At 54.2% G+C, this 13,856-nt stretch carries 10 protein-coding genes; all 10 read left to right on the top strand.

Annotated elements, in window-relative coordinates:
* Positions 1 to 10: 10 nt before the first annotated feature.
* The 10 genes from AB1763_01835 to AB1763_01790 are packed head-to-tail and all read left to right on the top strand — an operon-like array spanning position 11 to position 13,742.
* The gene (locus tag AB1763_01835) at positions 11 to 2,263 is read left to right on the top strand and encodes a 2Fe-2S iron-sulfur cluster-binding protein (protein ID MEW5831563.1); all 2,253 of its coding nucleotides are present in this window, start codon (positions 11 to 13) and stop codon (positions 2,261 to 2,263) included.
* The gene (locus AB1763_01830; GenBank protein ID MEW5831562.1) at positions 2,260 to 4,746 is read left to right on the top strand and encodes an NADH-quinone oxidoreductase subunit G; all 2,487 of its coding nucleotides are present in this window, start codon (positions 2,260 to 2,262) and stop codon (positions 4,744 to 4,746) included. Before AB1763_01835 ends, AB1763_01830 begins: the two co-directional genes overlap by 4 nt.
* A 3-nt stretch (positions 4,747 to 4,749) precedes the next feature.
* Entirely contained in the window at positions 4,750 to 5,739 is a 990-nt protein-coding gene (nuoH, locus tag AB1763_01825) for an NADH-quinone oxidoreductase subunit NuoH (protein MEW5831561.1), read from the top strand.
* A 12-nt stretch (positions 5,740 to 5,751) separates the two neighbouring features.
* Entirely contained in the window at positions 5,752 to 6,381 is a 630-nt protein-coding gene (gene nuoI / locus AB1763_01820) for an NADH-quinone oxidoreductase subunit NuoI (GenBank protein MEW5831560.1), read from the top strand.
* 9 nt (positions 6,382 to 6,390) lie between these two features.
* Positions 6,391 to 6,975, top strand: a complete 585-nt coding sequence (locus tag AB1763_01815; protein ID MEW5831559.1) for an NADH-quinone oxidoreductase subunit J — start codon at positions 6,391 to 6,393, stop codon at positions 6,973 to 6,975.
* Entirely contained in the window at positions 6,975 to 7,280 is a 306-nt protein-coding gene (gene nuoK / locus AB1763_01810) for an NADH-quinone oxidoreductase subunit NuoK (protein MEW5831558.1), read from the top strand. Before AB1763_01815 ends, nuoK begins: the two co-directional genes overlap by 1 nt.
* A 3-nt stretch (positions 7,281 to 7,283) precedes the next feature.
* On the top strand, positions 7,284 to 9,170 hold the full coding sequence (nuoL, locus tag AB1763_01805; GenBank protein ID MEW5831557.1) for an NADH-quinone oxidoreductase subunit L: 1,887 nt from the start codon (positions 7,284 to 7,286) through the stop codon (positions 9,168 to 9,170).
* 9 nt (positions 9,171 to 9,179) lie between these two features.
* Positions 9,180 to 10,727: an NADH-quinone oxidoreductase subunit M gene (locus tag AB1763_01800; protein ID MEW5831556.1), complete on the top strand. Its 1,548-nt coding sequence runs from the start codon at positions 9,180 to 9,182 to the stop codon at positions 10,725 to 10,727.
* Positions 10,727 to 12,232 (top strand): NADH-quinone oxidoreductase subunit NuoN, encoded by a 1,506-nt coding sequence (gene nuoN / locus AB1763_01795; GenBank protein MEW5831555.1) that lies wholly within the window; start codon positions 10,727 to 10,729, stop codon positions 12,230 to 12,232. Before AB1763_01800 ends, nuoN begins: the two co-directional genes overlap by 1 nt.
* A 22-nt stretch (positions 12,233 to 12,254) precedes the next feature.
* Positions 12,255 to 13,742, top strand: coding sequence for a tetratricopeptide repeat protein (locus AB1763_01790; protein ID MEW5831554.1), 1,488 nt, complete (start codon positions 12,255 to 12,257; stop codon positions 13,740 to 13,742).
* Positions 13,743 to 13,856: the final 114 nt, after the last annotated feature.

Raw genomic sequence — 13,856 nt, 5'->3', positions numbered from 1 at the left:
GGAGGGATGGATGATCAATTTTACGATTAACGGCCAGCCCGTCACTGCGCAAAAAGGGGAGACGATCCTCCAGGCGGCGCGCAAAGCGGGACTTTACATTCCGACGATGTGCTACCTTGAAAAAACGACGCCGTGCGCCTCGTGCCGATTGTGCGTGGTGGAGACCGACAAGACCGACGGGTTCGTCCTCAGCTGCCAGACTCCTCCGACCGAGGGGCTCTGTGTTACGATCGACTCGGAGAAACTCAAAACGGAACGGACGAACATCATGCGTCTGTACGACGTCAACCACCCCTTGGAATGCGGCGTCTGCGACAAATCCGGAGCGTGCGACCTGCAGAACAAGACGCTCGAATTCGGCGTTGACCGCCAGCACTTCAGTGCTAAAGAGCAACACCGCAAAATCGAGCACTGGGGACTGATCAATTACGATCCGTCACTGTGTATTTTGTGCGAAAAATGCGTTCACGTCTGTAACGAAATTATCGGAGACGATGCGATTACGCTGCAATTCGGGGGATACAAATCTTCCGTCATTCCCAAAAACAGCGAGACGCTCGATTGTACGTTCTGCGGCGAGTGTATCGCCGTCTGCCCGGTCGGTGCACTGGTGAGCTCGGACTTCCAGTACAGCGCCAACGCGTGGGAGTTGAGTCAGGTTCCCGCGACGTGTGTGCACTGTTCGGCAGGGTGTTCGCTCTCCTATGAGGTGCGCCACACTTCGAACGCATTTGGGGGCAAGCCGAAAATCTACCGCGTCACAAACGACTTCGAGCACACGACACTGTGCGGTGCGGGTCGATTCGGATTCGATTTCAACATCGACGCGGAAAAAGACGAAGCGGAACTGGCACGTGCCGCAGAAGCGATCGGCAAATGCAAAGCGATCCGTTTTGGTTCGATGATTACCAACGAAGAAGCGCTGATCCTGCAAAAGCTCAAAGAAGCGCACGGCGTGAAACTGTATAATGAAGAAGCCCGTGCGTACCGCCGCTTTATGAACGCTTACGGTTCGATCAGCGGCAAAAAGAGTTACGGGGGAAGTACCGAGGCAGTCGCTTCGAGCGACGCCATCATCGTATTCGGCGGGCGGATCTCCACCGATAACCCCGCATTGCGCTACAGCGTGACGACGGCGGCCCGCCACAACGGGGCCAAAGTCGTGTACATGCATCCGCTCGAAGACGCGTTGCTGCAAAACGTCGTGACGCAATACGTCAAATACGAAGTGGGGACCGAAGAAGGGGTCGCGGCGATGCTCGCCAAAACCCTCCTCAAAGAATCGGACATCGCCGAAGAGATTCGCCGCTATTTCGACGATCTTGATGAAGGATACCTGTGCGCCGAGAGCAACGTCGGCGACGAAGAGTTTGAACGCCTCGCCAAAACATTCGGTCGTGCCAAGCGCAAGACCCTCGTCATCGGGAGCGACCTGCTCAATCACCGCCGCAGCGAGAACATTGCGCGTTTGTGCGCGATGATCGAAACGTATACGGAGTTTTCGGTCGTCGTCGCCGCACCAAGCGTCAATACGGTCGGCGTTTCGCTGATCTGCGACCTCGATGCCGATACCGGGGCAGAAGCGGTCGGTTACAATGCTCCGGGCATCTATACGATGGGATCGCTTGCAAATGCGCAGCTTCCCCTACCCGCACTCAATTCGCAGGAGGGGACGTTCGTCAGCATGAACAACCAGGTGCTGCCGACCAACGTAGCGGTGGCGTTTAACGGTTATACCCTTAACGACGTTGCCGCAAAACTGGGCGTCGAGGCGGCGTATACGATCGATTATACGGTGCAGCTCCCCGGAGCGTGCGGATTTGAAGGGCGTGAATTCGATTCGCTCGGCAACTTTTTCGGGCCCCTGGGCGAAGACAACCGGGGTTACATCCTTGAAAACGTCGACGTCGAAGCCTGCGGAGCGCTCGAAGAGGTGGACGATCTGCCCGAATTCAACGGAACGGTGGTTTACCGCTGCAATCCGGTCAATCAGTTCAATGCGTATACGGCGCAGAGCCGGCAGCTCGAAAAAGATACAGCCCTGCGCGGTTCGGCGCAGTTTGCGGCTGCCGCAAAAATTGCGAACGGTGATAAAATTCGCATTGAATTCGGATCCGGAAGCGAAGAGAGGATTTTCGTCCTCGACGGTTCCCTGAAAGGGACCGTCGCGCTGGTCCCTTCATACGACGGGGCATACGGACCGGCAAACGATAATTACCGATTCGAAAAAGTGAAAATTTCGAGGGTGGGGAGTGAAGGATGAGTGATATAACGATTACCATAGACGGCCGCACGGTTCAGACGCAAGAGGGGGAATACATCCTCAACGCGGCGCGTGCCAATGGTATTTTTATCCCGGCGATCTGTTACCTGACACGGTGTTCGCCGACGCTGGCATGCCGTATCTGTCTGGTCGAAGCCGACGGAAAACAGGTCTATGCGTGTAACGCGAAAGCCAAAGAGGGGATGAACATTACGACGACTACCCCCAACATCGAGCTGGAGCGCCGCGCGATTATGGAAGTTTACGACGTCAACCACCCGCTGGAGTGCGGCGTGTGCGACCAGTCGGGCGAATGCGAACTCCAAAACTATACCCTTGAAGTGGGCGTCGACTCGCAGACCTATGCGATCAAAGACACCCACAAACCGGCACAGGACTGGGGATTCATCCACTACGATCCCGCATTGTGCATCATGTGCGAACGGTGTATCACCGTCTGTAAAGACATGATCGGGGATGCGGCCCTCTCGACGGTTGCCCGCGGCAGCGACGCGATTGACCCGGCATTCAAAGAGAGCATGCCCAAAGACGCCTACGCGATGTGGAACAAACTCAACAAGTCGCTGATTGCCCCCAACGGCGGCGACACGCTCGATTGTACCGACTGCGGCGAGTGTTCGGCGGTATGTCCGGTCGGCGCACTGGTGAGTTCGGACTATCAATATACGTCAAACGCATGGGAACACAAACAGATCCCCGCGACGTGCGCCCATTGTTCGGCGGGATGTCAGCTCAGCTACGACATCAAACACACGAGCATCGAAAATACCGAGCCTAAAATCTACCGCGTCAAAAACGAGTGGAACTACGTTTCCCTTTGCGGTGCGGGACGCTACGGCTACGATTTTGAAAATCGCGGCGTCGTCAAAAATCCCGCAGCATTCGAAGCGGCGATCGCAGCGTTCAAAAAAGCCGATACGATCCGCTTTACCTCGACGATCACCAATGAGGAAGCATTGATCCTTCAGAAGCTCAAAGCCAAATACGGCTATCGCCTCATCAATGAAGAAGCGCGCGTATTTAAGAACTTCCTGAACGCCTACGGTACGATCAGCGGCAAAAGCCTCTACGGCGGCGATCTGAAACAGGTTCACGAAGCCGATTTCGTTGTCTCGATCGGGAGCGCGCTCAAAACCGACAACCCCAACGCCCGTTTCGCGATGAACAACGCGTTGTCGATGAATAAGGGTGCGGGGCTGTATTTCCACCCGATCGCCGATCCGGTCATCCAAGAGATGTCCAAAAACGTTACCCAGATCCAGCATGCGCCGATGATGGAAGAGGCGGCACTGTATCTGATCCTCGACCTTTTCGGCGACAAATCGGCCATGCCCGCCGGGATCGTTTCGTATCTGGCGGGATTCCACTCGACCAAAACGGTGAGCGTCGAAGAGACGGTGGATGAGAAAGTGACCGAAACGGTGACCAAGAAAGTCCTCAACGAAGAGACCGGCGTCGAGGAAGAGGTGAGCGAAGAGGTGACCAAGACGGTCAAGAAAAAGGTTTCCAAAGAGGTCGAAATGGATGACAACGCGTTGTTCGCGCTGCTCAACGCCGGAGACAAATTTGCCGAAACGCTCGAAAAATACCTTGCCAAAAAAGAGAAATTCGCTCTGATGGTAGGTCCTGACCTGTATACGCATCCCAACAGCGCCAACTGTGCGCGTCTGGTTGCGTTGATCGAAAAATATACGCCGTTTAGCGTGACGATGATTCCGAACCTTGCCAATACGCTGGGCGTAGCGATGATCTGTGACCTGGATTCGGAGTGCGGCAGCTACACCGTCGGTTACAACACGACGGGCGACTTCACTCTCAGTGCGCTGGGGAACGGCGATCTGGATATGCCGGCACTGAACCAGCAAGAGGGGACTCTGAGCGGAATCGACAAACGGGTCAACCCGACCAACGTTGCGCTGCCCTACGGAGGGTATGTCCTCAATGACGTTGCCAACGCGCTCGGGCTTGATGCGAAATTGACCGTCGAGTACACGAAACAGCTCCCGGTCGAAAAAGGGTTCAAAGCGGTTGAATTCGATGCCCTGCCGAACTATTACACCAACAGCGGGGAAGAGGTTCGCGGGTACGTTATGGAGAACATCGCCGTATCGACAAGCGGCGATGAGAGCGTCGTTCCGTTTGACGCCGGGGCTGCGATGGCGGGAAGCCTCGTCTACCTGGCCAATCCCGTATTGCAGTTCTCCGCGTTCACGGCTCGGGCCCATCAGCTCTCAAGCCGGGGCGGCCTGTACGCTTCCAAAGCGTACATGGAGGCCAACGGGCTGGGCGAAGGGGACCGCGTCTCCCTCCGCTCGGCGCGCGGCGAGCTGAAGGTAAGCGTGATTTGTGACGGCAAAATCGACGGAGATATCGCGTATCTACCGACGTTTGACACAGAGATCAATTCCGAAGCACTGTTTGACGGTTACCGTTTTACGAGTGTATCAATTCAAAAGGTGTAAACAATGGATGCAGCATTCATTATTGAGACGATCGTCAAAATCGTTGTCATTTTGTTGATTTTTTCCGCGCTTGCAGGGTTCGGTACCTATTTCGAGCGTAAGGTTCTGGCGTTCATGCAACGTCGCCTTGGACCGATGCACGTCGGGCCATACGGGTTGCTTCAGATCATGGCAGACGGGATCAAACTCTTCACGAAAGAGGATATCGTTCCCCAAAACGTCGTCAAGCCGATTTTTAAAATTGCCCCGGTCATCACCGCGGCTACCGCATTCATGGCGGCTGCGGCGATTCCGTTCTGGCCCCAGTTTACGGTTATGGGCTATACCGTTCATCCGATTGTTGCCGACATCAACGTCGGGATTCTCTACGTTCTTGGGGTGATGGCGATCGGTTTGTACGGCCCGCTGCTTGGGGGTATGGCCTCTGCGAACAAATGGTCGCTGATCTCGGCGGCGCGGAGTGCGGCGATCTTCATTTCGTACGAAGTGATTACGGGGCTTTCGCTTCTGGCGCCTTTGATGATGGTCGGATCGCTCTCGCTCATCGACATCAACAACTACCAAGCCGGCGGGATCGGTAACTGGATCGTCTGGTCGCAGCCGGTAGCGTTCATCCTTTTCTGGATTGCGGCGTTTGCCGAGACGGGGCGTACGCCGTTTCACCTCGTGGCCAACGACCACGAGATCATCGACGGTTTCGGTACCGAGTACTCGGGGATGCGCTGGGGTCTGTTCTTTATCGGGGAATACGCGAACATGTTCTTTATTTCGTTCGTCATGGCGATCATCTTCCTCGGAGGTTTCGGTGACGGTACGATTGCGGGGGCGGTACAGCTGATCCTCAAGGTCGCGTTTTTCTTCTTCTTTTTCCTATGGACCCGTGCCGCGTGGCCGGATGTCCGTCCCGACCAGCTCATGTGGCTGTGCTGGAAAGTTTTAATGCCGATCGCCGTGCTCAACGTTATCGTTACCGGCATCGTGATGATGTTCTAAGGGGGTAGTGGTATGCATCATGGACACGAAGAGATATTTACCGACCGTAACGTAAGCGAAAAAAGCGCCTACTATTACGTCGATATCGAAAGCTATCCCGAGAGCGGATGGGACAAGTTCAAACAGGTGGTCCGCCGGACGTTCAGCGGCGAGCTGTTCGTCGGTTTGTGGGTCGTACTGCGGGAGATGATCAAATTCGACATCCACACCGTCCAGTATCCCAAAGAGAAACTTCCGATCGGTCCGCGTTACCGCGCGGTTCACAAGCTCCTTCGCTTGTGGGAATCGGGATATGAGCGCTGCATCGGATGCGGACTGTGCGAAAAGATCTGTATCTCCGATTGTATCCGGATGGATACGCGGATCGACGAGAACAGCCGTAAAGAGGTGACCGAGTACAGCATCAACCTCGGGCGCTGCATCTTCTGCGGTTACTGTGCGGAAGTGTGCCCGGAACTGGCGATCGTCCACGGCCCGCGTTATGAAAACGCCTCCGAGCAGCGTGCCCATTTCGTCATCAAAGACGATATGCTCACCCCTCTTGATCTGCTCAAGGCGGGAGCGCAGGAAGAGTATCCGGGCTTCGGTGCCGTAATCCCGGGAAGCGACGCGTCGGTCAAAAAGACCCCGCTTGCGTATTAAGGAGTAGGAATGTTTGAAGCAATCGCTTTTTATCTGTTTGCAGCCTTGACGATTGTCATGTTTACGATTACCGTCATGACGTCGCAGGCACTCTACGCCATCACGGCGATGGCGGCGGGGATGATTTTTATCTCGGCGTTTTTCTTTATCCTCGGTGCCGATTTCCTGGGCGCGATCCAGATTATCGTCTATACCGGTGCGGTCATGGCACTTTATGCGTTCGGGATGATGTTTTTCGATACGACCCGCAACGTCGTCGAAAAACGGACCAACCCTCAGATCGTGTTTGTCCTCGGCGTGCTGGCGGCCGTTTTGGTTGTGGCGATTTTCGTCGCACCGATCGTCTCCAACAACATCCAGGCGCTCTACCCGATCAACCCCGAAGTGGGCAACTCGCAGGCGGTCGGTATGGTCTTGTTTACCAAATACCTCGTACCGTTCGAAGTGGCGGCGGTCATGCTCCTGGTAGCGATGATCGCGGGGATCGTTCTCGCCGGCAAGAAAATGGACAAATCGCTCACGTTGATGGCCGAAGAGGAGATTGAGATGATGCACGCATCGAATCCAACACACCAAGAGAGAGGGGAACACTGATGGAAATTACCCTTACCCATTATCTGGTTTTGTCGACCGTGCTGTTCGCGATCGGCCTGATCGGAGTCATGCGCCGCAAAAACCTGCTGATGCTGTTTTTTGCGACCGAAATCCTCCTCAATGCGACCAACATCGCGTTTGCGGCGATTTCACATTACATCGGCGATCTGAGCGGACAGATGTTTGCTTTTTTTATCATCGCGATTGCGGCGTCGGAAGTAGCGGTCGGTCTGGGACTGCTCATCGTGTGGTACAAACGTACCGGTAAGATCGATCTCGATCAAATGACTTCAATGCGAGGATAATGTATGGAACTCTACTTATATCTTGCCCTCTTCGCTCCGCTGGCCGGGTCGTTGTTTGCGGCGCTCTTCGGCGCGTCGCCCAAAACCAAGCTCACAGGCTACGTGACGTCGGGTCTGCTGTTCGTTTCGTTCCTCAGCAGCGCCGTTTTGCTAAACCACGTCATGAGCGGGCATACGGTACACGTCGAACTGATGACGTGGATGGCGACGGGAGATCTGTACATTCCGTTCGGTTTCGTCGTCGATCAGGTGAGTGTCGTCATGATGATGGTCGTTACCGTCGTCTCGACGGTCGTTCACATCTATTCGATCGGGTACATGGACCACGACAAGGGATTCAACCGCTTTTTCTCATGGCTGTCGGCATTCGTGTTTTCGATGATGGTTCTCGTCATGAGCGACAACTTTGCGGGACTTTTCATCGGATGGGAAGGGGTCGGTCTGTGCTCGTGGGGACTCATCGGATTCTGGTACCACAAAGAATCGGCCACATGGGCGGCGAACGAAGCGTTCATCATGAACCGTATCGCCGACCTGGGGATGTTGATCGGACTCTTTCTGGTTTACTGGAACATCGGTTCGCTGCAGTACGACGTCGTGTTTTCCGAAATCGGAAACCTTCCGGTGGAAGTGGTGACCTGGATCGGTATTTTCCTCTTCATCGGGGCAATGGGTAAATCGGCGCAGTTTCCGCTCCATACCTGGCTGGCCGATGCGATGGAAGGCCCTACGCCCGTTTCGGCCCTTATCCATGCCGCGACGATGGTAACGGCAGGGGTTTATCTGGTCGTCCGTTCCAACCCGATCTACGATCTGATCCCCAATGTCGGGCTCTTTATCGCCAGCCTCGGTGCTTTTGTCGCGTTCTTCGCCGCTTCGATGGCGCTCGTGAACCGTGACATGAAACGGATTATCGCCTATTCGACGCTCTCGCAGCTGGGATACATGTTCGTTGCGGCCGGTCTGGGCGCCTACTGGGTCGCTCTTTTCCACCTGATGGCCCACGCATTTTTCAAAGCCCTCCTGTTCCTCGGTGCAGGTAACGTCATGCACGCGATGCACGACGAACTCGACCCGTTCAAAATGGGTGGCCTGCGCAAAGTGATGAAAGGGACCTTCGTGATGATGACGGTCGCATCGGTTGCGCTGGCGGGAATCTATCCGTTGGCCGGTTTCTTCTCGAAAGACCTGATCCTCGAGGTAGCATTCGTCGAGCACCACTACGTGCTGTATACGGTTCTGTTGCTCACGGCGGGCTTGACGGCGTTTTATTCGTTCCGTCTGGTCGCTCTGATCTTCCACGGGGAAGAGCGCTACAAACTCTTCGGCATCCATCCGCACGAAGCGTATAAATTCATGCTGGTCGCGATGAGCCCGCTGCTCGTCCTTGCGGTGATCGCCGGGGCGTTCAAAATGACCTATTATCAGCTGGTGATCAACCTGCTTCCGTCGACGCAGTACCATGTCCACAGCGAGATGACCTACTGGATCATGACGATCGGGACGCAGCTTTTCGTCATCGCGGCGATTTTGTTCGCGTATAAAAAATACGCCAACTGGAGTAGCGTTCCGGACGGAACCTCGAAAATGGAAAACCGTTTCTGCTACAAACTGCTGTGGAATCAGTACTATATTCCGAAGTTTTTCGACGAAGTGTTTTCGAAGCCTTATCTGGAACTTTCGAAAATCGCATGGAAGCAGATCGACCTTAAAATCGTCGACGCTACCGTCGACGCGATCGCCAACGCGATCTACAAAACGGGTGAGAATACCCGGGATATCCAGAACGGCAACCTCTCCAGCATGTTACGCTGGATGGTGGTCGGCCTGGTCGTTTTGCTGGCGCTTGCCGTTGCCTTTACCGTGGGTTACAACGCGGTCGGCGCTTAAGGAGTAATGATGTTGGATCATATTTTATCGCTTTTGATTTTCTTCCCGGCATTGGCCGCGATGTTCGGGTTCGTTGTCAGACAAGACAGTATCCGCGCTTACGGTATCGCCGTGGCGGGGATCGAGTTTTTCCTCTCCCTGTGGTTGTGGTATGCGTACGACCCGATGGTTTCGGGGATGCAGTTTATGGAAGCCGCACCGCTGATTCCGGCATTCGGTATCAACTACCTGCTCGGGGTTGACGGGATTTCGCTTTTCATTATTATCCTGTCGACGTTCTTTACGTTGATCGGTATCGCGTCGCTGACCGAAACACGCCGCGTCAAAGACATGATCATCACCCTGTTGTTCCTTGAAATGACGATGGTGGGCGTGTTTGCGGCGTTGGATGCCATCGTGTTCTACGTCTTCTGGGAACTCTCGCTCGTTCCGATGCTCTACATCATCGGTGCATGGGGCGGACCGTTGCGTATCTATGCGTCGATCAAGTTTTTCCTTTATACGTTTGCCGGATCGCTGGTGATGCTCGTGGGGATGCTCTTCATGGCGTACTTTTACTATCAGGCGACGGGGGCGTGGAGCTTTTCGATCCTGGAGTGGTATCGTCTGATTCTGCCCGAGAACTTTCAAATCTGGCTCTTTGTCGCGTTCTTCCTCGGATTCGCGATCAAAGTTCCGATGTTTCCGTTCCATACGTGGCTGCCCTATGCCCACGGTCAGGCACCGACCATCGGTTCGGTGATCCTTGCGGCAATTCTGCTCAAAATGGGAACTTACGCGTTCGTCCGTTTTTCGCTTCCGCTTTTTCCGGACGCATCGGTCTTTTTCATGTTCCCGATCGCGATCATCGCGATCATCATGATTATTTATACGGCAATGGTCGCCTACGCCCAGGAAGACATCAAACAAGTCGTCGCCTACAGCTCGATTTCGCACATGGGGGTCATTATTCTCGGTACCTTCGCGTTGAACGTCGAAGGGGTCAGCGGATCGGTATTCCTGATGATCGCGCACGGGGTTGTTTCGGGCGCGCTCTTCCTTCTTGTCGGAGTGATTTACGACCGCCGCCATACGAAACTGATGAGCGAATTCGGCGGCCTGGCATCGGTGATGCCCCGCTATGCGACCATTTTCGGGATCATGATGATGGCATCGGTCGGTCTGCCGCTGACGATCAACTTCGTCGGGGAATTCCTGAGCCTGCTCGGGTTCTACAAACAGTCCCACGCGATGACGCTGGCTGCAGGTGTGGCGATCATCGTCGGCGCGATCTACATGCTCTCGGCGTACAAAAAAGCGTTCTTCGGGCCGGTGACCAAAGAAGAGAATAAGAATCTCAAAGACGTCAACAAAGTTGAAATGGTGGGCCTGGTTCCCCTCGTAATCATCGCGATCTGGCTGGGGGTTTATCCCAAACCGGTTCTCGAACCCATCAATAACAGCGTCGAATCGGTCATCCAGCTGATGCACGACAAAGCGCAAAGCGCCGAAGCCAAGGCGCGTATCCCGAACCTCTCCGAGTCGAACGGGATCATTACAATGCAGGAGGCACACTAATGTTGGAGCCCGTTAACGTATCGCTGGCGTCGCTGAACCTCGCGACGCTCGCTCCGATGCTCATCGCCATTGTCGGTGCACTGTCGATCCTGATGATCGATTTGGTCAAAGAGGGACTCCACAAGTCTCTGTACGTCATGGTCGCCTTGTTGTTCTTGCTTCTGGATTTGGGGGCCCTGATCGATTTCGGGGGTGTCTTCCTGAAAAACGGAACGGTGCTTGGATTTTTCGACGTCATGCTGATGGACGGGATCGCGATCCTTTCCCAGATCATCATCGTGGCCGGTTCGATGCTCTTTATTCCGTTGGCACTTACCTCCAAACGGTTTCACGAGTACAACTATCCGGAGTATTTCGCCCTGTTCTTGTTCATGATCGCGGGTTTCCAGTTCATGGTCGCCACCGACAACCTGATTCTTGTCTTCGTCGGATTGGAAACGGCTTCACTGGCGCTTTATACCCTTATCGCGCTGCACAACCGCTCCAAATCGTTTGAAGCGGCGGTCAAATATTTTACGATGGGTGCGCTTGCGGCCGGTTTTTACGCGTTCGGTGCAATGATTCTCTACGCGATCAGCGGTTCGGTCGAGATCAACCAGATCGCCACCGTCCTTGCGGAAGATCACTACAGCAACATCGGATACGTCCTGATCGCCGTCACTTTCATGATCGCGGCATTCGGGTTCAAACTCTCGATGGTACCGTTTCACACCTGGACTCCCGACGTTTACGAAGGGTCGTCCGCGGCGCTTGCCGGATACATGTCGATCGTTCCGAAAATCGCGGCGTTCGTCGTCGCGATGCGTTTGTTCGAGTTCCTCGTCCACAGCGGTGTGGTATGGTTGCAGGTGATCCTCTATATCGGGGTCGTCGTGACCATGACCGCCGCCAACATCTGGGCATTGGTCCAGACCGATGTCAAGCGGATGCTCGCCTACAGTTCGATTTCCCATGCCGGATTCGTCATGGCGGCGATCCTGATCGGTACGACGCAGGCCAACACGGGTCTTTTCCTGTACTGGGCGCTGTTTAGTTTCACCAATCTCGGGGCTTTCACCATGCTGTGGGTCAACCGTCAGAAGAACCTTCTTCCGGGGCAGAGTTCCGACCACCCTTACGAAAAATTCTCGGGAATGGTCAAAACGATGCCGATGGCGGCGATCATGATGGGTCTGTTTATGCTCTCTCTGGCGGGTATTCCGCCTTTTGGCCTGTTCTGGGGCAAAATGTACATGATCGGCTCCGCCGTCAGTGCCGGTTATACGCTGCTGGCGCTGATTATGGCGCTTAACTCGGCGATCGCGGGATATTACTACCTCAAACTGATCGTTTTCATGTTCATGAAGGAGCCGATGGTCGGGTACGATAAATACTACCTGATGAACGCATCGCTTTCGCTCAAAACGATTATCGGTGTCGCGGCCGTCGGAACGATTTTTGCCGTTTTCGCGGTCAATCCGTTGTTGGAAGTCATAACTTTATTCGTGTATAATAGCGGTTATTAATCATCTTACGAAAGGGGGAATAGTGCGGTACTGGATAGCTCTATCCCTCTGCTTTCCCCTTTTTGCGATGGAGCTCACGCTCCAAAGCGGTAAAGAAGATTCCAGGCCCTACAGTATTCTGCACCTTCAGGACAATATCCCCTTTGAATGTCGTGCCCTGAACAACGAGTTCGACGAAACCAAACGGATCGATTGCCGTTTTTCCCCCCTTTCGCCGAAAAAATTCTCACCGATCGAAAACGCCCATTTCAAAATTACCGGAGCCGCAACTTCCAAAGGCTATACGGTCTCGATTTTCCCCAAGAAAAAAATGAAACTCTATCCCGTCGCCTTCAGTCTCGCGAAATCGACGCAGACTTATGCCGCGCAGACGGCGAAAGCGAAACAGTGGACCGTGATGGGGTATGAGTATATACCCCCTCTGCTTGATGCGCCGCCGCCGAGATCGTCGGCCATCAATTTTCCGGTCCGAATCGAAAAGAACATCGAGCCCTATGTCGGAGGACTCGACCTTAAGGGCAATCCGATCAAAATTACGCGGGCCCAGGACGTTACCGACTACATGCATATGAAAAAGGCATATGACGCCAAAGACTATGCACAGGTACTGGATTTGGCCGAGTACACCCTGCAACATTACCCGAAAACGGTATTCCGAAGTGAGCTGATGCTTCATCAGATCCGGGCCTATCACGAGCGCGGGAACCATGAAAAGGTCGTCGAGATCGCCAAACAGTTTCTGCGCGATTATTCGTCCGATCAGCATGTCGCCGAAGTCCTCGCCGACACGGCCAATGCCTACGGGAAACTCGGACAGACGGCGGATGCCGATTATTTCTACGACCGTCTGTTCAAGGAACACGGCGACAGCCCTTTCGCCGCCGTGGGAATGATTTACAAGGCCAAGCAGGTTGAATTCGGCGGATCGCCCAAACGCGCCATGTACTATTACCAGAAAGCGCTGGATACGACCCAGGACGTCGATGTCGCATCCCAGGCGGCGTTCAGGCTCGCGCAGATGGAACTGAGCGGCGGGAATACGGACAAAGCGGCCGAATATGCCGACAAAATCATCAAAGCCAATCCGAAATATTTTACGAAAGTGCGCAACGATGCGATCAACATGTCCGATACGTTCGTATACCGCAAAGATTTTAAGACGGGAATACGAATCGCCGAATCACTTCTCAACGGTGCCGATCCCAAAAGCGCCGAGCACGAAGTACTGTTGAAAAATCTCGGGCTGCGTCTTGCTCAGGCAGACCGCAAGAGCGAAGCGCTCAAACGGTTCAACGAATACCTCAAAACATACAAATACGGAGATTACGTCGCGGAAGTGCGGCGTGCAAAAGACGGCCTCTTTTTTGAAGAGCAGGAGAGCAATGCAACCGGGCAGATCAAAAAATACGACGAACTGATACAGCGCTACGGTAACGAAAGCGTCGGACGCAAAGCACTTTACAAAAAGGCGCAGGTGCTGTTCAAGCAGAAAAAATACGGGTCTCTTTAAAAAGTGGTTGATTTCCATTTTTGACCCTCTGAAACTTAAACGTCAAATCTCATCTGTCCAGACTCTAGCATCTGAGCCAGCTTATCGATTGACACACCATAATTGATAACCTCA

The organism is Campylobacterota bacterium, from assembly GCA_040752835.1.
Lineage (GTDB): Bacteria > Campylobacterota > Campylobacteria > Campylobacterales > Sulfurimonadaceae > Sulfuricurvum.
The sequence above is the reverse complement of the archived record's forward strand: the minus strand, read 5'-3'. Positions and strand labels throughout refer to the sequence as shown.

What these genes read in the sequence shown, in the direction of transcription:
- nuoK (MEW5831558.1), top strand. Translation starts at nt 6,975, where the DNA reads ATGGAAATTACCCTTACCCATTATCTGGTTTTGTCGACCGTGCTGTTC.
- AB1763_01835 (MEW5831563.1), top strand. Translation starts at nt 11, where the DNA reads ATGATCAATTTTACGATTAACGGCCAGCCCGTCACTGCGCAAAAAGGG.
- nuoL (MEW5831557.1), top strand. Translation starts at nt 7,284, where the DNA reads ATGGAACTCTACTTATATCTTGCCCTCTTCGCTCCGCTGGCCGGGTCG.
- AB1763_01800 (MEW5831556.1), top strand. Translation starts at nt 9,180, where the DNA reads ATGTTGGATCATATTTTATCGCTTTTGATTTTCTTCCCGGCATTGGCC.
- AB1763_01815 (MEW5831559.1), top strand. Translation starts at nt 6,391, where the DNA reads ATGTTTGAAGCAATCGCTTTTTATCTGTTTGCAGCCTTGACGATTGTC.
- nuoN (MEW5831555.1), top strand. Translation starts at nt 10,727, where the DNA reads ATGTTGGAGCCCGTTAACGTATCGCTGGCGTCGCTGAACCTCGCGACG.
- AB1763_01830 (MEW5831562.1), top strand. Translation starts at nt 2,260, where the DNA reads ATGAGTGATATAACGATTACCATAGACGGCCGCACGGTTCAGACGCAA.
- nuoI (MEW5831560.1), top strand. Translation starts at nt 5,752, where the DNA reads ATGCATCATGGACACGAAGAGATATTTACCGACCGTAACGTAAGCGAA.
- nuoH (MEW5831561.1), top strand. Translation starts at nt 4,750, where the DNA reads ATGGATGCAGCATTCATTATTGAGACGATCGTCAAAATCGTTGTCATT.